General features: G+C 32.4%; 19 protein-coding genes. 4 read left to right on the top strand and 15 right to left on the bottom strand.

Annotated features, from left to right (window positions below):
* Complete coding sequence (locus GSY47_RS13975; RefSeq protein WP_179007148.1) at positions 1-2,319, bottom strand: TonB-dependent receptor; 2,319 nt, start codon at positions 2,317-2,319, stop codon at positions 1-3.
* Positions 2,320-2,572: 253 nt separating this feature from the next.
* Here GSY47_RS13975 and GSY47_RS13970 point away from each other — a divergent pair, with 253 nt between their 5' ends.
* Positions 2,573-3,733 carry an MFS transporter gene (locus GSY47_RS13970; protein ID WP_179007152.1) on the top strand — a complete coding sequence of 387 codons (1,161 nt, stop codon included), beginning with the start codon at positions 2,573-2,575 and terminating at the stop codon, positions 3,731-3,733.
* Between the two features lie 131 nt (positions 3,734-3,864).
* Here GSY47_RS13970 and GSY47_RS13965 read toward each other — a convergent pair whose 3' ends face one another.
* The 3 genes from GSY47_RS13965 to GSY47_RS13955 all read right to left on the bottom strand — a co-directional run bounded on the left by GSY47_RS13965 (position 3,865) and on the right by GSY47_RS13955 (position 7,580).
* Positions 3,865-4,368 (bottom strand): DUF6265 family protein, encoded by a 504-nt coding sequence (locus GSY47_RS13965; RefSeq protein WP_179007155.1) that lies wholly within the window; start codon positions 4,366-4,368, stop codon positions 3,865-3,867.
* Between the two features lie 326 nt (positions 4,369-4,694).
* Positions 4,695-5,171, bottom strand: a complete 477-nt coding sequence (locus GSY47_RS13960) for a DUF6265 family protein (RefSeq protein ID WP_179007158.1) — start codon at positions 5,169-5,171, stop codon at positions 4,695-4,697.
* Between the two features lie 102 nt (positions 5,172-5,273).
* Positions 5,274-7,580, bottom strand: a complete 2,307-nt coding sequence (locus GSY47_RS13955; protein WP_179007161.1) for a type IA DNA topoisomerase — start codon at positions 7,578-7,580, stop codon at positions 5,274-5,276.
* 226 nt (positions 7,581-7,806) lie between these two features.
* Here GSY47_RS13955 and GSY47_RS13950 point away from each other — a divergent pair, with 226 nt between their 5' ends.
* Positions 7,807-8,598 (top strand): DUF5995 family protein, encoded by a 792-nt coding sequence (locus GSY47_RS13950; RefSeq protein WP_219071411.1) that lies wholly within the window; start codon positions 7,807-7,809, stop codon positions 8,596-8,598.
* 10 nt (positions 8,599-8,608) lie between these two features.
* Here GSY47_RS13950 and GSY47_RS13945 read toward each other — a convergent pair whose 3' ends face one another.
* A complete protein-coding gene (locus GSY47_RS13945) occupies positions 8,609-9,022 on the bottom strand; it encodes a DUF3997 domain-containing protein (RefSeq protein ID WP_179007168.1) in 414 nt (137 codons plus the stop codon).
* 77 nt (positions 9,023-9,099) lie between these two features.
* Entirely contained in the window at positions 9,100-9,534 is a 435-nt protein-coding gene (locus tag GSY47_RS13940; protein ID WP_179007171.1) for a copper resistance protein NlpE N-terminal domain-containing protein, read from the bottom strand.
* 512 nt (positions 9,535-10,046) lie between these two features.
* Here GSY47_RS13940 and GSY47_RS13935 point away from each other — a divergent pair.
* Positions 10,047-10,424, top strand: coding sequence for a GreA/GreB family elongation factor (locus GSY47_RS13935; RefSeq protein WP_179007174.1), 378 nt, complete (start codon positions 10,047-10,049; stop codon positions 10,422-10,424).
* 84 nt (positions 10,425-10,508) lie between these two features.
* Here the strand turns inward: GSY47_RS13935 and GSY47_RS13930 are convergent, their stop codons facing one another.
* The 9 genes from GSY47_RS13930 to GSY47_RS13890 form a co-directional block, all read right to left on the bottom strand.
* A complete protein-coding gene (locus tag GSY47_RS13930) occupies positions 10,509-11,303 on the bottom strand; it encodes a hypothetical protein (RefSeq protein ID WP_179007177.1) in 795 nt (264 codons plus the stop codon).
* 18 nt (positions 11,304-11,321) lie between these two features.
* Positions 11,322-11,816, bottom strand: a complete 495-nt coding sequence (locus GSY47_RS13925) for an SRPBCC family protein (RefSeq protein ID WP_179007180.1) — start codon at positions 11,814-11,816, stop codon at positions 11,322-11,324.
* 81 nt (positions 11,817-11,897) lie between these two features.
* The gene (locus tag GSY47_RS13920; RefSeq protein WP_219071410.1) at positions 11,898-12,614 is read right to left on the bottom strand and encodes a hypothetical protein; all 717 of its coding nucleotides are present in this window, start codon (positions 12,612-12,614) and stop codon (positions 11,898-11,900) included.
* Between the two features lie 169 nt (positions 12,615-12,783).
* Entirely contained in the window at positions 12,784-13,143 is a 360-nt protein-coding gene (locus tag GSY47_RS13915; protein WP_179007186.1) for a hypothetical protein, read from the bottom strand.
* A gap of 178 nt (positions 13,144-13,321) precedes the next feature.
* Complete coding sequence (locus tag GSY47_RS13910) at positions 13,322-14,017, bottom strand: hypothetical protein (RefSeq protein ID WP_179007189.1); 696 nt, start codon at positions 14,015-14,017, stop codon at positions 13,322-13,324.
* A gap of 46 nt (positions 14,018-14,063) precedes the next feature.
* Complete coding sequence (locus GSY47_RS13905; protein ID WP_179007192.1) at positions 14,064-14,420, bottom strand: hypothetical protein; 357 nt, start codon at positions 14,418-14,420, stop codon at positions 14,064-14,066.
* Between the two features lie 297 nt (positions 14,421-14,717).
* Entirely contained in the window at positions 14,718-15,098 is a 381-nt protein-coding gene (locus GSY47_RS13900) for a hypothetical protein (protein ID WP_179007196.1), read from the bottom strand.
* Positions 15,099-15,188: 90 nt separating this feature from the next.
* Positions 15,189-15,860 (bottom strand): hypothetical protein, encoded by a 672-nt coding sequence (locus GSY47_RS13895; RefSeq protein WP_179007199.1) that lies wholly within the window; start codon positions 15,858-15,860, stop codon positions 15,189-15,191.
* 43 nt (positions 15,861-15,903) lie between these two features.
* Entirely contained in the window at positions 15,904-16,140 is a 237-nt protein-coding gene (locus GSY47_RS13890; RefSeq protein ID WP_179007203.1) for a helix-turn-helix domain-containing protein, read from the bottom strand.
* 111 nt (positions 16,141-16,251) lie between these two features.
* Between GSY47_RS13890 and GSY47_RS13885 the strand changes: the two genes are divergently transcribed.
* Positions 16,252-16,587: a hypothetical protein gene (locus tag GSY47_RS13885; RefSeq protein ID WP_179007206.1), complete on the top strand. Its 336-nt coding sequence runs from the start codon at positions 16,252-16,254 to the stop codon at positions 16,585-16,587.
* Positions 16,588-16,678: the final 91 nt, after the last annotated feature.

The following is a 16,678-nucleotide window of genomic DNA, read 5'->3' as shown; positions in this document are numbered from 1 at the left end:
TTAAAATTTGATTGTCAGGTTTGCTAACAAGTTGGCTGGTGCCATTGATGAACCCCAGAAATCCCAGTATTTTTCGTTTGTAATATTGTTGAATTTTAAACCTAATCTCCATGTTGGTTTTTCGTAATATACAGTTGCATTATACACGGTATAAGATGGCATGTAAACTAAATTATTTGCTGTAAAGTAGTTTTTGTCGATATAGTTTGCACCTGCACCAATACCTAATCCTTTCAATTTATTTTGGAAAGTATAGGTCGTCCAGAAGTTAACTACATTCTCAGGAGAACTTGTCGCTTTTTTTCCTTCAATACTTGGATCAGATGCTCGTACAATTCGGTTGTCATTATAAGCATATCCACTTACAATGCTAAGTCCGTTAAATGGAGTTGCCATTAATTCAAAATCAACACCTTTACTGACTTGTTTACCATCTTGGATAGTATATCCAGCATCAACTCTTGTAGCATTATCAATAGTAATGTTGTAGTAACTAATAGAACCGCTTAATTTTTTATTAGACGTTTCTGCTTTTAAACCTCCTTCATATTGTACCGCATAAATTGGATCTAAAACTAATAAAGTCTGATCGGGTTGTGTTACAGGTGCCATATTCTGGAAACCGTTCATGTAATTTGTAAATACAGCAACCTGATCTTTTACGAATTCATACACTAAACCAAATTTTGGAGAAAGTGCTGTTTGGCTGTAACCTTCAACAGTTCCCACTTTAGCTCTTTCAAAATTATCCAGGCGTAAACTTAACATTGCAGAGAACTTGTCTGTGAAATTCACTACGTCGCAAGCATAAGCACTAATTGTTTTTTGGTCAGCAACAGCAGAAGTTGTTAGGTTAAGACCAGCATCAACTGCTTTTCTTCTGATAGGAGCAAAAGGAGTTGTAATATCGATATTATCAAGTGTAAAAGTTGATCCGCCTGAGAAGTTTGAAGTGTAAAGTCTGTAGTTTACACCAGCAAGGAATTTATGTTTGATGCTTCCAGTTGAAAACTGTCCGTTAATGTTTTCCTGAATATTAGTATAGTTATTAAAGATAGGTCCCCAAAGTCCAACTCTTCGGGCAACTTGTGTTGGTGAGCTCCATACTGCATAACTTTGATAACTGCGTTCTACATCTTCACCTACAAAAGAGAATACAGTTGTCGATTTCCAGTTTTCAGAGATTTGATATTCAGCTTGCCCAAAGAATTTTGTAGCCGTTGATTTGGCATCGTTATCATCATGGAACATAGACTTTTTGTAATCGATTTGAAGTTGGCTAGGGTTTGTTATCCCAGAATTTGCGTCATAAGTATTATATGTACGTCTGGTGTTGTTTACATTATAAAGTTCCGCATCGAAGTTAAAAGTAAGTTTGTCCGATGCTTTGTAAGTTAAGCTAGGAGCGAAAAGAAGCGTATTGTTGAAACCATAATCAAGAAAGCTTTTTTCCCTGTGAACTCCCATATTGATTCTGAATAAAACTGTTTTTTCTTGATTTAAAGGGGTATTAACGTCTACTGTTAATCGGTTTAAATTGTAGCTTCCGGTTGTATAAGATACTTCGGCAGCAGAAGTTTCAAAAGGTTTTTTCGTAACAAGATTCACAACACCTCCAAAAGAAGATACTGAAGAACCGAATAAAGTTCCAGAAGGACCTTTTAAGATTTCAATACGCTCTACGTTACCAAGATCAACAGAAGAACGTCCAGAAACTGTTTCCATTCCGTTACGAGCATTAACTCCAATAGAAAATCCTCTAAAAATCATTCCAACTCCACCAGAAGGATAACTGATTGATACAACTCCAGGTGCGTTCATAACAGCGCCTTTGATATCTACGGCAACCTGCTGTAATAAAAGTTCTTTTTGGATTACACTGTAGACCTGCGGGTTTTCAATGTTGGTTAAAGGCATTCTGGCAACATAATCTGTTTTTTTAGATAATATGCTTTTTTTGCCATTTACAACAACTTCTTTTAATTCTTTGTTGGAAACTTTTAGCTGTAAATTAATATTTGATGTTTCACTTTCTGCTACAATTACTTCACTTTCTGAAGTTTCGTAACCCGTTAAGGAAACTTGTAAAGTATAGGTGCTTGGTTTAACTCTGTTGAATTCGAAGTTTCCGTTTTCATCAGAAACAGTCCAATATTTTGAGTTTTTTAAGATCACATTAACTCCAGCTGCTAACTCGCCGTCTGAAGTAGTGATGGTTCCTTTAATTTTTCCATTTTGTTGGGCAGATACGATTAAGAACGAAAAGACAAAACTAATTGTAAATAGAAGACGTAATTTCTTCGGATTAAAATATTTCATTGGTTTGTAAAATTGGTTTATAAATATATTTTATTTAGAATAAATAAAAATAATACAAATGTAGATATAATATTTTTTTTGCCAAATATTATTTTTAAGGATTCACTAAGCATTTGTTAAGATTATTTTAAGAAAAGAAAGAATATTCTTTAGGTCTTAATTGGAAGAGAGATTCAAGTTTTTGTGAAAAAAGAAGAAAGTAGAATGCTTCCCCCTAAAAAAGCCTTAATTTTGCAGTCAGAAACACAATTTCATGATTTTATCTTTCTTTAAAAAAATTCAAAATACACCTAGAGGATATCGTATTGCCAATACAGTTTTTTTCTTTCTTTCAGGTTTTGGATATTCTTCGTGGGTATCGAGAATTCCACATATTCAAGCTCAATTGCATTTATCAGAAGCTCAATTCGGAGCTGTTTTATTTGCTTTTCCAATCGGATTAATGCTGACAATGCCATTTACAGGAAAGCTTTTAAATAAATACAGCAGTCGTTATATTATGCTGTTGGGAGCAATCATGTTTAATATTGTATTGTCTCTGCCCGGACTAGTCGCTTTTGTCTGGCAGTTGGTGATTGTGCTTTTAATTTTTGGTGCTTCTCGTAATATTTTCAATTTATCGATTAATGCGCAGTCTTTAGAAGTACAGAAATTATATCCAAAATCGATTATTACTCGTTTTCATGCGGTTTGGAGTATTGCGGTTTTTTCAGGAGCAGGTTTGGGGTATGTAATGGTAACGCAGAAAATAGCACCCTCTCATCACTTATTAGGAGTGAGTGTTTTTATGCTGGCGCTGACAGCTTGTTTTTATCCAATGAGTATTCATAATGAACCAGTACCAGTCAAAAAGAAATTCTTTTCGATGCCGGAAAAAAACTTGGTTAAGTTTGCCTTGATTTGTTTTGTCTCTATGGCCTGCGAAAATACGATGTACGATTGGAGCGGGATCTATTTTGAAAATATTTTAAAAGCTTCACCGAAATTAACCAGTGCAGCATTTGTATTTTTTGCTTCAGCAGTTACTTTAGGACGTATTTTTGGAGATTATGGTGTGATGAAGTTTGGAACTAAAAAAATCCTCCTATACAGCGGGATTTTAATTACTGTAGGTTTTGGAATTTGTTTTATTCTGCCTTATGCTTATCCTACTATTTTCGGATATGTACTAATCGGATTTGGAGTTTCTTGTGTAGTTCCGTTAGTGTTTAGCATAGCTGGAAGATCTTCCAAATTAAGCAGTGGTTCTGCTTTAACTTCTATTTCTACAATTGGTTATTTAGGATTTTTATTGGTACCGCCTATGGTTGGTTTTATTTCTGAATATCTAAGTATGAAATGGGCATTTTTAGTTATGGCAATCTTAGGTACACTTATGATTTTTATGGTGAATAAGATCGGGGAGAATGAGTGATTTTTAAGGTTCTGAGATTCTGAGATACTGAGTTGATAAGTTTTTTTGCCACAAAGGCAGTAAGGCACAAAGTTTTTTTTAAATTTTAAAGTCTAAAAAACTTTGGAAATGCGCCATTTTTTAATCCACAATCATCGCTTTTTCATGACAAATCGCTCTGTATTGGGTTTGCCTTTTTTCAAACCAGAGATTTCTGCGATTAATGAATCTTTTGCGACAAGATTATAAATGATTTTGTTTGGATAATCGTGTTTTGGATTTTCAAAAACAATTTGATTTTCGGTTGCAGAGGCCATTTCAAAACTTACAGGTAATTCTTGATTCTGTCTAGGAACGGTTACGATGTAAGAGAGTTTTCCGTTGGCTTCTTCCAAACGAACCTGTTCTGCAAAAACAGTATCATTTTGACCAACAACAAAATAGGATTCACCAAGATAAACGGAATCATTTTCTTTTTTCCAGCGTTCGGTAAGTTCGCCTTCGGCCGATTTATTTCCCCATTCGCCAATAAACCATTCTGCTTTGGCAAGATTTGGATATGTTTTTACAGAAGCTTCGGTTTTGATTTCTTTTTTACAAGAAGATAAAACTACTAAAGTTAAAATTGAGGAAAAAAGAATAACTTTTGTTTTCATGATTTGTTTATTAGAAAAAATATTTATAAAGGTAATTTAAATGTTTGTTTTTTAGATTGTTGTATTGGTTTTGGATGATTGCTAACTCAATATTTACAATTCTATTCCATGTAAATTGACCGAACCTACGGCTCTTTAAAAAACTAGAATAATCTCGTTACAACCGGATTAAAATCCGGCCCTACAAAATTGGTAGAACCGATGGTTCTTTTTTGGTATTTAAAATTCCTTAGGAATGAATTATTTTGTAGCAACGGATTTTAATCCGTTGAAGAATAAACGTACGGCGAATCAAAAGTTCCGTAGGAACGGTACATTTTATATCACTACTTCTTCGTCATCACAAACTTCTCCGAACTCGGTTTTCCATTCAAATTCCCTGAAATCTCAGCTGTCAAAGTATTATTAGCACCTTTTGTGTACGTAATTTTTTGCGGATAATCGTGTTTCACATTTTCAAAAACCAATTGTTTATCCGATTCCAAAGTAGAAGGGAAGAAAACAGGTTTATCGTCGTTTTGTCCTTTTACGGTCGCTTTATAAGTTAGTGTTTCGCCAAGCTGTGCCAGGATAATAGTTTCAAAATGAAGTGTGTCTTTTCCTTTTATAAAATAAGAAGAAGCGCTAAAAATACTATCGTTTAGTTTTTGCCAGTTTTCACTTAGAACACCTTCTGGAGAAGCATTTTCCCAGTTGCCAATAAGCCAATCTGCGACTTTGATTTTATCTTTTTCTACAGATTCTTTTTTCTGGCAGGAAACGAAAGCAATGATAAGTGCAATAAGAGTAATTTTCTGAAACATATTTTGTAAGGTTTTGATTGTACTAATGTATGAAAAAAATGTTAGCCACGAATTCACGAATTTTTTTAATTAATTCGTGAATTCGTGGCTAAAAAAAAGAATTTAAACACTTTCTTTCAAAATTGAATACACCAATTCCTTGGTAGGTTTTTGATCCTGAAGTTTGGCTCTTACTTCATCAAAAGTGACTTTAAAATCACAGCCCGATTTGTATTCTGCACAGCCGTAAGCTGTTTTGCCTTTCAAAATCGTTCCTTTATTACATTTTGGACATACTAAAGAATCTGAAGTTTCTTCTTTTACAGCTGTTTTAGGTGCTGTTTTCTTAGGTTCTAATTTGAGTCTGTAGTTTTCTTCAAAACGAATCAAACCTTCAACTGTTCCTGCATCTGTTTTAAAGCCTTTTATATTTACTGTTGAGCCTTTTTGAAGCAATCTCAAATACTGCGGTTCTGTAATTTTTTTATCATGAAAAACATATGGAAGTACAAAGTCACAACCCGATTTATACTCGCTGCAACCAAAAGCCGATTTTCCTTTTATAAAATTCCCTTTCTGGCATTTTGGACAAGTTTCAGCTAAAATTCCCGAAGCTTTCTTTTTTTCTGCTTTAACAACAGGTTTCTGAACCGATGCTGCATACGAAATATTAGCACGAGTAGTCTCGCTTCGAACTTCATAAACTAAAGCTTCCACCATTTTTTTCATGTTCCGAATAAAAGCAGCAGCGGTAAAAGTACCTTTTTCAATGTCTTTTAACTGTTTTTCCCAAGAACCCGTAAGTTCAGCCGACTTAATCAATTCATTTTGAATCGTATCAATTAGCTGAATTCCTGCAATGGTTGGTAAAATCTGTTTTTTATTACGAACAATATATTGACGTTTAAAAAGCGTTTCGATAATGTTAGCACGAGTTGACGGACGACCGATTCCGTTTTCTTTCATCAATTCACGTAAATCCTCATCATCGACTTGTTTTCCTGCTGTTTCCATTGCTCTAAGCAAAGTAGCTTCGGTATAATAGTTGGGTGGTTTGGTTTCTTTTTGAAGAAATGATGGTTCATGCGGGCCTTTTTCGCCAACAACAAAACTCGGTAATAAATCTGGTTCTTTTTCCTTCGCATTCGGATCTTCAAAAACTACTCTAAAACCTTTCTTCAGGATTTCTTTTCCAGTGGCTTTAAAAGTTACATCGGCTGCTTTTCCTATCACTGTCGTATTGGCAACAAGACAGTCATCATAAAAAACAGCAATAAAACGTTTTACAATAATGTCATAAACCTGCTGCTGATTATGAGGCAGATTGATTTCAATTCCTGTTGGAATAATCGCGTGGTGATCGGTTACTTTTTTGTCGTTGAAAACCTTTGGCGATTTTTTGATTTTTTTGCCTAAAAGCGGTTCTGTCAAATGAGAATAATTGGTCAGTTTTTGCAGAATTCCTGGTACTTTTGGATAAATATCTCCAGGTAAGAAAGTCGTATCAACTCTTGGATACGTGATGGCTTTCTGCTCATATAAAGTCTGTGCAATTTTAAGCGTCTCTTCTGCCGAGAATCCAAACTTTTGATTGCAATAAACCTGCAAACCTGTTAAATCAAATAGTTTTGGAGCATATTCGTTTCCGTTTTTTTTGTCTACAGAAACAATTTCAAAATCACTTTCTTTAACTTTTTCGGCCAGAATTTCTCCATCTTCTTTTTTTAAAAAACGGCCTTCTTCATAACTAAAAAGCGTTTCTCTATATAAAGTCTGCAATTCCCAATAGGGCTGCGGTTTAAAGTTTTCAATTTCTTTAAATCTTTCCACAACCATTGCGAGCGTTGGTGTCTGCACGCGTCCAATAGACAAAACCTGTTTGTAACCGCCGTGTTTTACGGTGTACAAACGAGTAGCGTTCATTCCTAAAAGCCAATCACCAATTGCTCTCGAAAATCCGGCATAGAATAAATTATCGTAGTTTTCAGAAGGTTTCAGATTGTCAAAACCTTCTTTGATGGCTTCTGTAGTAAGTGACGAAATCCATAAACGTTTGATTTCGCCTTTATAATGCGCTTCATTCATTACCCAGCGCTGGATTAATTCTCCTTCCTGCCCGGCATCCCCGCAGTTAATGACCATTTCGGCTTTTTCGAAAAGGGTTTTTATGATTTTAAACTGTTTTTGGATTCCGGAATTCTGAACTACTTTGGTCTCGAATTTTTCAGGCAGCATAGGCAGATTGTTTAAATCCCAGCTTTTCCAGTGCGGTTTGTAATCATTGGGTTCTTTTAAGGTGCATAAATGCCCAAAAGTGTAGGTCACGGCATAACCGTTGCCTTCATAATAGCCGTCATGTTTGGTATTGGCGCCCAAAACGGATGCTATTTCGCGTGCTACACTTGGTTTCTCAGCAATACAGACCTTCATTTTTTCCTTTTCTTATTGAGGAGCGAAGTTAGGATTTTTATGAGAAAGTTGCTAAGATTCTAAGGTACTAAGATGCTAAGTTTTTTTATTTCTTAGTAAAATTAGGTTTCTACGGAGTTGTTGAGTTTAATTTGTCAAGAAGCGAAAAAATATAAGATAATTGCTTCAAAATGTTGATTTTTAAAGGATTAAAATAAGTATATTCGTTTAACCAAAAACGATTAAAATGAGTGTAAGACAAGCATCTACGATAAATGAGGTTATTCAGATATTGGATGAAATCATTGAAACCTCAAAATTAGAACAAAGTCCAGTTGGTTTATTTGCCATGTTATATCGTGAAGTCACGGTAAGAATAAAACAGGGAATTGCAGACGGTTCTTTTCAAAACGGAGAACGAATGGAAAAACTGGATGTTATTTTTGCCAATCGTTACATTGAAGCTTATTATTTGTATAAAGCCAAAGAAAAACCTTCGGAATGCTGGGCGTTTTCTTTTGAACAGGCCGAAAAATTCTGGCCAATTGTAATACAGCATTTACTGCTCGGAATGAATGCACATATTAATCTGGATTTGGGAATAGCAGCCGCACAGGTAAGTACAGCCGAGAATATTGGAGACTTAAAAGCGGATTTTGACAAGATAAATTCAATACTCAGCAGTTTGGTAAAAGGCGTAGAAAAATGCTTAATCAAAATCTGGCCAACTCTTACTGTTTTACTAAAATTAGCAGGTAAAGCCGATAATTTTTTTATTGATTTTAGTATGGAAACTGCTAGAAATGGCGCTTGGCAATTTGCAAATGAATTTGTCGCGCTTCCCGAAAATAAAACACAAGCCTGCATACAAGAAAGAGATAAGAGAATTACAGAAATTGCACGTTTAGTTTCAAATCCAGGATATTATGTTAGCGCTATTTTCAAGTTCATTCGGTTATTTGAAAAAGGAACTGTTGCTCAAAAAATAATCGATTTGCGAATTATGGAAGAAAATAATATGAAGTGTGTTACAGTTTAGAAAAACAGAATCAGTCAAAATGCCATTTTGTTGGGAAAGTTAACTTAAATTCTGGGTTTTTGATGGTCAGTTCGGTGCATTTTTTTTCAAATCCAGTTTTATTGAAAGGACCAAAAATAGGTTTATCCTGAAAACCGCTTTCTGTCCTTTCGATAATGTAATAATTGATTACATCTCGATTTATTTTATCAGTTGAGTTTTCTACAAGCGGATGCTGTTTCGAATAAATATACTTCGAATCATAGCCAACAGCAAAAACATAAGCGGGAACTAAAATTTCTCCTTTTTTTAAAGATCGGGATTCGTAAATATCGATCCACAGTGTTTCATAATCGTCTACAATGGTATCACTGCCGTAATCGTATAAACCAAAACAAGATGATAATAAAATGGAAACTAAGACTATAAAAATGATTTTTTTCATGAGTTTAAATTCTCTTTTTCAGTTTAATTAGAAGATTTAAAAACAGATTTGGGCAATTATTTATACAGTACTATTTTTTATATTTTAAAAATATCAATTCTCTTCATCCAAAAAAGTCCAGATTCTAAAAATTGTAGTTTGGTTTGAACCACTTTATCGCTTTTGTCTCTTGGGTTTTTAGTTACAAATCGTGCAGTAGAATTATTAAAATCTAACGTATATTTTTCATTTAGATCTTCTTTTTTGTCTGATGAAAAAGTAATTAGATTATCTTTTGCAGTCCATTTTCCTTTTCCGTATTTGTTACCTTCTGGCGGGATTCCGCCTTGCACTTTAGAATACGAATGAAATTCAAATGTTCCATCTTGATTTAAAGTTAGTTTGTATTCGATTATATGTTTTCTTTCAGTATCTGAAAGTGAACGTGTGTAATCGCCCGCAACCGGATTGGATTGAGCTACTGCTGTTATGAGATTGAAAATTAGAAGTAAAGCGGTTAATATAAGTTTCATTGGTTTTGTTTTTTGGTATTTTTGAAAGCTTTTTTCAAAAGTAACTTCTTTAGAATCAATATCCTTACGTAAAACCGTATTTATTAAATTTTAATTAAAAGTTTGTATTGAATTCATGTTAAAAAACTAAAGATCTGTGTCTTGATGGGAATAATCTTAATTTTTAGCTAAATTTAATTTTTACTAAAAAAATAGCTGTATCTTGTCCAAAGATTACAATTATTACAATAATGGAAACTGCCAATTTATTTTTAGTAAACAGCTGTTTGATGTGCTTAATGCACACCTTATTGTATTTGCATGACGATGCTTTCTTAAAAAGCTCAAAAGACTTTATTCCTTTTGCCCTGTCATAACTCTAGACAGGGAATCTTCTTTTGTATAAAGCTCATTTTTATTAAACTTTCATTTTCATTCAGGATAGGGTATCATTGAATTATATTTTGGGCTGTAGGATATTCAGTGAAGAGTTGAATGTCTTTATCTGTGGAAATGAAGCAAACAAGAAAGTCATGTCACAAAATATTATTTTAACTACAGGAACATACGATTTAATTAAAGACCACGTAAGAAGAAAAAAAGTAACTCCGCACGAAGAAGAACTTTTATTAAGTGAGCTAAAACATGCCACTCAGGTATTACGAAGAAATCTGCCAGAAAACATCGTTTCAGTAAACCGAAAAGTAACTTATAAAGACCATATCAAAGATGAAGAAAAAACAATTCTTTTGGTTGGTCCCGAAAAAGTAAAAGTAAGCAAAAACAAAATTTCTGTACTCTCAGATGAAGGTATTGCAATGATTGGTTACAAAGTAGGCGATGTTGTAGAATGGCCGGCTAAAAAAGGAAATTTGAAACTCGAAATTTTGAAGGTAGAAGTAGAGGCTTAAATATTGTTTGCCGCTTTAGAATAAATAAAAACATCCCAGAAAGGTTTTGCTTTTTTGGGATGTTTTTTTATTCACAATCAGATTCTATTCTTCGGTGTCATTTAAAAATAGTTTTTCTATATATGGGTTTAAAAGTGTTTGAAGTTTATCTTTTGTCCCTTTTTCAAATTTACCATCAATTGCTAACAACTTTAATTTGTCAATATTCTTTAAAAAAATTTTACTGTTTAATTGATAAACATAATCATTCTGTGCACCTAAAGAGAGTTCAAAGATTTCTAGGTTCTCCAAATTTGAATCCGTCAAAAAATTAATTGTGTCTTTGCTGATAGTACCATTAGTAATTTCAGTATAATAGTCCATTATGTAAAGGTTTTTGATATTCTTTAGATCTACTTTGCTCTGTAATTGGAAACTACCAGATACATCAAGTTCTTCAAGAAGAGGCATATTGTTTAAAACCTGTGTCAGATCACCCAAATGAGGATAGTATTGCTCTTCATTAACTATTAGAAAATCAGTCCCATATTCAAATGTTTTTAATTTTGGAAATTTTGCAGTTGAAAGAAGACTGGAGATTTTAGAATAGTCTTTATATCCATATTCTGAATTGCTATGCTCGAAGCCAATAGTTAAGTGTTCTAAATTTTCATGAATGCCATTTTCAATCATATAATTTAAAAAGTCATAGCTCGCTTCGCCAAAAAATGAATAAAAGTTTGTTACATCGAAAGGTATTATATCTATTGAAGAAAGCGGATTATTATGATGTGCTATTCCAAATATGCATGAATTATTGAGCCAAGATTCGTATGGAGAGTTACTACTTTTATATAATCTTTTGTTTGAAGGAAATCTTTTTAATATGGAATTGATCATTATGAAGTTATTAATTTTTTAATTATTAATCATCGGATTCAAATTCTCATCTTTATTTCTCAAATCCAGTCCACCTTCGTAAACCGATTTTAAATTGGTCAAATAAAAATGCCAGCCGTTGGAACAACCTAGTCTAATGTATTTTTTTGAGTTATCATCTGTTGGAATATTATGATGACGAAGTTCAACTATCGTATAACCATTTGTTTCACTCAGTTTTATATCAACCAAGCAATTTCCTTCAAATGTAAACTGTAAAAAGTCTTTTCCATTTGTGGAAGTAATTTTTCCTTTCATGGCATCATCATACAAATACCAAAGCCATTCGTACGAACCATTTTCTGTAATGTTTTGGTTTTTGACAATTGGTTCCTGATTGGCATCAAAAAAAGAAACCTTTTCCAGAAACCATTTTTCCAGTTCATTCGCAATTGTCCAAGCGTTATAAATATCGCTGATTTTAGCTTTAACGGCTATTTTTTTGGTGAAAGAAGTCCAGTCAAAGTTTTCCATGGGTTGGTTTTTAGTATTTGTACAGCAGAACAATATTATTTTAATAAAGTTAATAATTCTCTTGCAAATGGCTGTTTTTTATTAAGAAACAAAACTAAATCCATAATAAACCGCTTCAAATACTGTCAGCGAAATAACCCATTTTAATTCTTCAGGATCGGTTGTATTCAGTGATAGTATTAGATTGGTAGGAGGCGGAAGATCGCGAAAAACCATTTCAGATTCCCATTGATTTCGTTTGCGATAACGTCTCTGTACCATGAATTTTCTATCGGAGTTTTTGAGTATCTCTGCTGCTTTTCCAAATCTAAAGTCTACAGTAAAACTAGGTTGGGACGTTTTTCGGTTACATCTTCCAATTTTATTATTTGATGCATCTAGAATATCAAAGTGCTTCACTATTTTTCCTAGATACACATCATTAAAATAGAATATTTTTTCCTCATTTTTAAACTCACAATAAATTTTAAAATCGGTAGAGCTTGCCAATATTCTGCTGTTCACAAAAATACCTCTGTCTACTCTTTGAAAAGCAATAATCGGTGTGCCATCATTTGAGTTTAGTACTCCGGTTAGTTTATTGGTCATACTTCTTACGAAAGAATAATCCATTCCATTGGTCACGTTTTTTAAAGAATCGGATTTCCAGTTTAGAATATCTTTCTTTAATTTTTTGACTTTTTCCTCCATCTGCAATTTTTCGTTTTGTAAAAATTCAGGAGATTTTTTGGTTGCCTGATGCGTCAAGAAAAGAACTAAAACGATAAATAATGCAAAAATTAGCATGGGGCTCATCATAAGGGAAAATGATATTGTTTATTGATTAATAACTGATTTGGGATTTGATATTTTTTTTCATAAACTACTTCTTGTTAAACACATATTCAAGTTTGTTAATTTTGACTTTTTTTTTGGTTAAAGAAGTCCAGTCGAAGTTTTCCATTTTTTATTAATTAGAAATTGAATTTTAAATACATCCATGTATGAGTAAATATTTATTTTGAAATCTAGTTTTTATACGATAAAAGTCAATTTCCATTAATCTGTTAAAGAGCGTATCCGATATATTGCCATCGTAATTGGAAGCATCAAAACGTAGATACAATTCATGTTTCTCATTAAATGAATCACGGAGCTTAACAATCTTATCTCTTTCCTTAAATTTAAGTTTCTCAAAAGATTTTTCATATTCGAGAAAAATTCTTTTTCTGTCTCCAATCATGTTTTTGTACGCTTTATCATTTTCTAAACGAATATCGATATATTGATCTAAGGCAGTTGAATTCGTTTTTAATTCATCCCTATAGTTTATGAGTTGATTGTACATAAGTTTTTGACTTTCACTGTTTTATTTACAGGATGAAAATAAAGCTATGAACAGAAGGAAGATTATTTTTTTCAATTGAAGAATATTTAAAGTTTCTAAATGGTTTGAAAGGGTCCAGATTTTGAGCTATAAAGTTATTACTTCGTTAAAATGAACGTGTAATATTCTTTTTCATAAACTACTTCTTCTTAAACTTATATTCCCGTTTGTTACTTTTTGGATTAAGATCTACAAATTCGTAATCTTCAAAATCTGCGAAACGACTTTTAAAGAACTCGCTGGCTTTTTCTATCGACCAAGTTTTTGGATAATAAAAACCATCGAATTCGACGTTTTGAAGATGCAGTTTAAAATTATATCTAAATTCGTCGTCTCCAACATAAGTCAAAGCGATTTTTCCAGACCAGTCAATATCAAATTGGTTGGAAGCTGTTGGAGTAATTTGAATACGATGATTGGCACAGCTGTCGTGTCCTAATAAATAAATCCCGAATGCGACATCATCGTAATCATAATCGTCATCAAGAGGGAAAGTGTCTACGAGTAAAGCTTCTTTTATAATAGCATTAAAAGAGACTTTTTCAGATGAAGTATTGATTTTAATTCCGTTATCTCCCCAAAAAGTCGAAGACATCGTGCAGCGATGGAAATTTCCCCAGACTACTTTAGAATCCCAGTCGCTATCAACGTCTTCTTCCTCTTCTTCGTCATCAAGGTCTGTGTCGTCTTCAGCGTAATAATTTTCGGTTTTTAAATGAAAATCAAACCAAATAGATTCGTTTTCTTCAATTCTGCCGCTCCATTCAAATTCTTCTAAAGCGTGACCGTTTGGATAAGGATTTCCTAAAAAATAAATTCTGTTGGGTTTATTCATGTATTTTTAGTTTTCTAAAGACTAAAGATAGAAACAAAACGTATTCTTACAAATTTTTCTGGAATTCTGATTGGTGTTTTGTGGTTTGGGATTTTATTATTCTATATCTTATTTTCTCAAATTCTTCTTTCCTCTCATGTGTTTCGTAAATTTTAATTACCTCGATTTTTCCTTGTTTTACTAAAATCTCTAGGTCATTGCTTGAAATATCATTGGCTGAAAAATTTAAAAGTTTGTGATCAATCATTATAAACCAAGGCATCCACATTACACCCCACATTTCCCAAGAATATTCAAATTCATTACTGTTGAATTCTGCGCATTGTTTTTCTAATTCAAACCAAAGTAGATTTATTCTATTAGTCAGGTCGATGCCTGTGTATTTCTTTACGGAATCTAGCAATTTCTACTATGGTTTTAAGTTTAAGTTTATGATTGTGTTTGTCTTTTCAAGAATGCTTTTTGCTCGTTCAATATCTAAACCAATAGTTTTTCAAAATTGATTTAGATTACGTTCAGAAGTGAGACGCTCGCTAGGAAATATTATTTTCAGCCTAAAATTAAATCAAGTAAGTTGTCTAGAAATATTTTGAGCCAGTTTTTCTTCTTTTTCATAGGAGTTGTAATGTTTTAGGTGAGTATTCAAATTTTAGTCAAATTTTCTGAACCATAACTGCAAATCCTCGCTATTTGGTTGTCACTAAATAATTTCTTCAAGTTTATAAACTTCTCCCCATTTATTTAGTAAGCGACTATCATAAATGTTAAAGGGAATAATTGAGCTATCTTTTTCGGTAGAAAATCCGGTAAATGTCCAAAACAAATCCTCAAACTTACAAACCAAATAGCCTCTATCATTAAATGAGTACTCTCCGACACTCTTATAATTTTGTAAATTTTTAACTTCATGCTCATCCATAGAACGAAAGGCATCAACAACCTTTTTTGTTAGTTCAACTTTACCATTCTCAAAGAACTCAAGTTGATTTTGGTAGATTATACAAAAAAACAAACCACCAGCATGAATATCAGTATTTGCAATTAAACTTGACAGGTACTTTTTATTAATTTCTATTTTCATTAGTACATTATTAATGACTGTATTCCATTTGTAAAGATTGCGTTCACGAGCGAGACGCTCGCGTCAGCCGGAGGGTAATTTTGTTGATTTTTAAGCATATTTGCTAGTATCAAAATTGGTTTCTATAAAATTTTGGTCACTTTTATTTACCAATTCTATTTTACCTTCTAATAAATATTCATATTCTGGGAAATTATCAAATGGAATTCCTTTCCAATAATTAATTATTGATGTTGTATTGTTAGTTTCTATGTAATTGTCAATCCATTTCGAATCGGCTTTATGAAATTGTGTACTTAAAGTAATTGAAATATTAACTATATGAAAATTTAATTTATATGGAAACATGTTTTTTAACATTGTCCTTCCGTCTTGATTATCTTCGGCTAAAAAAATGCAAGAAAGTCTACTGGGATGATTTTTATTTATTTGTCTACGTATCTTTTCAAATTCTATTTCTAGTTCAGCAATTCTGTGGAATCTATCAATTTCTTCTTGAGAATAATAATAATTACCAATTCCAATCTTTATTCCATTTCTAGCCCAATTTGAGAGAGTGACAATTTTTAATCTTGGAGATATAAAACCGATACTGACTGATTCTAAATTGTTTAATATTAAATCAGGGCTTATTGTATATAAGGGATAAATTTCTTTAAATGTGTCTAAATGGATAATTGAAGGAGAAATTAATTGATTAGTATTGATAATGTTATAACAAACAAGAGGGTCTGTTAAATCAACAAAATAAATGAAGTTCATATTTAAACGGTTTAATAATTAATTCTGAATTTTGATGTAAGATTTACAAATCCTTGATTAATTCACTTGGATGAATTTTTAAAGCTTGAGCGATTTTAAACAAAGTTCCTATTTTCATTTCCTGAGAACCTTTAAGGTATTTCCTTAAATTTTCTACATCCATTTCAGCATCATGAGCAACTTCTCTTGTCTTTAATTCATTGCTGTTAATCACATCTTTTATCTTTACTCCAAGTTCTTTTACTACTTGAGGAATTTCACTTTTTCTTTCTCTTTTCATAGAAATGAAATTACAAGTAATGGATTGTTTTGATATGATTGTTAAAAATCGATTGTTTTCAACCGATATTTTATATATTTGTTTTTAATTGTAAATTAAATCTTATATAAAATGGAAGTGCAAAATGAAGAAAAATGGGAAGCATTACTAGAATTAATGACAAAATCAAACTATTTTACCAAACTAAAACCAGAGCATAAAAAAGACGATTCGTTTACGATACCGCTAAAAGTATCTTCGTATAACGAATTAAACATGATGGTTTCAGATTTGCTTAAAGCCAGTATTATTCTGCTTAATCCTGAAACCAAAAGTTTTTCCAGTTTTACAAAAGACCAAAATATTAATGTAATGACTTTACTTGAAATCGCTCTGCAGCTCTTACCCGAAGAAGAAATGGAATTGCTGGATGATTTACATAAGGTTTATTTGGAGGGAGATTTGTGAGAAAAGCAAATGTTGGAGAAATTTGCGTAGCTTTTTAGTTGAAAATTTCGAAGATCGGGTTTTACGATTTATAAGAAACAAAAAAACGCAA

This window comes from Flavobacterium quisquiliarum (assembly GCF_019308285.1).
GTDB lineage: Bacteria > Bacteroidota > Bacteroidia > Flavobacteriales > Flavobacteriaceae > Flavobacterium > Flavobacterium quisquiliarum.
Note: the sequence above shows the minus strand (reverse complement) of the source record. Positions and strands in the feature narration are given on the sequence as shown.

Bases quoted from the DNA above. Each gene is read 5' to 3' on its own strand.
- GSY47_RS13890 (WP_179007203.1), bottom strand. From the start codon at position 16,140: ATGAAAAGAGAAAGAAAAAGTGAAATTCCTCAAGTAGTAAAAGAACTT.
- GSY47_RS13910 (WP_179007189.1), bottom strand. From the start codon at position 14,017: ATGAATAAACCCAACAGAATTTATTTTTTAGGAAATCCTTATCCAAAC.
- GSY47_RS13955 (WP_179007161.1), bottom strand. From the start codon at position 7,580: ATGAAGGTCTGTATTGCTGAGAAACCAAGTGTAGCACGCGAAATAGCA.
- GSY47_RS13885 (WP_179007206.1), top strand. From the start codon at position 16,252: ATGGAAGTGCAAAATGAAGAAAAATGGGAAGCATTACTAGAATTAATG.
- GSY47_RS13970 (WP_179007152.1), top strand. From the start codon at position 2,573: ATGATTTTATCTTTCTTTAAAAAAATTCAAAATACACCTAGAGGATAT.
- GSY47_RS13940 (WP_179007171.1), bottom strand. From the start codon at position 9,534: ATGAAACTTATATTAACCGCTTTACTTCTAATTTTCAATCTCATAACA.
- GSY47_RS13900 (WP_179007196.1), bottom strand. From the start codon at position 15,098: ATGAAAATAGAAATTAATAAAAAGTACCTGTCAAGTTTAATTGCAAAT.
- GSY47_RS13950 (WP_219071411.1), top strand. From the start codon at position 7,807: ATGAGTGTAAGACAAGCATCTACGATAAATGAGGTTATTCAGATATTG.
- GSY47_RS13935 (WP_179007174.1), top strand. From the start codon at position 10,047: ATGTCACAAAATATTATTTTAACTACAGGAACATACGATTTAATTAAA.
- GSY47_RS13965 (WP_179007155.1), bottom strand. From the start codon at position 4,368: ATGAAAACAAAAGTTATTCTTTTTTCCTCAATTTTAACTTTAGTAGTT.
- GSY47_RS13945 (WP_179007168.1), bottom strand. From the start codon at position 9,022: ATGAAAAAAATCATTTTTATAGTCTTAGTTTCCATTTTATTATCATCT.
- GSY47_RS13920 (WP_219071410.1), bottom strand. From the start codon at position 12,614: ATGATGAGCCCCATGCTAATTTTTGCATTATTTATCGTTTTAGTTCTT.
- GSY47_RS13925 (WP_179007180.1), bottom strand. From the start codon at position 11,816: ATGGAAAACTTTGACTGGACTTCTTTCACCAAAAAAATAGCCGTTAAA.
- GSY47_RS13960 (WP_179007158.1), bottom strand. From the start codon at position 5,171: ATGTTTCAGAAAATTACTCTTATTGCACTTATCATTGCTTTCGTTTCC.
- GSY47_RS13895 (WP_179007199.1), bottom strand. From the start codon at position 15,860: ATGAACTTCATTTATTTTGTTGATTTAACAGACCCTCTTGTTTGTTAT.
- GSY47_RS13915 (WP_179007186.1), bottom strand. From the start codon at position 13,143: ATGTACAATCAACTCATAAACTATAGGGATGAATTAAAAACGAATTCA.
- GSY47_RS13930 (WP_179007177.1), bottom strand. From the start codon at position 11,303: ATGATCAATTCCATATTAAAAAGATTTCCTTCAAACAAAAGATTATAT.
- GSY47_RS13975 (WP_179007148.1), bottom strand. From the start codon at position 2,319: ATGAAATATTTTAATCCGAAGAAATTACGTCTTCTATTTACAATTAGT.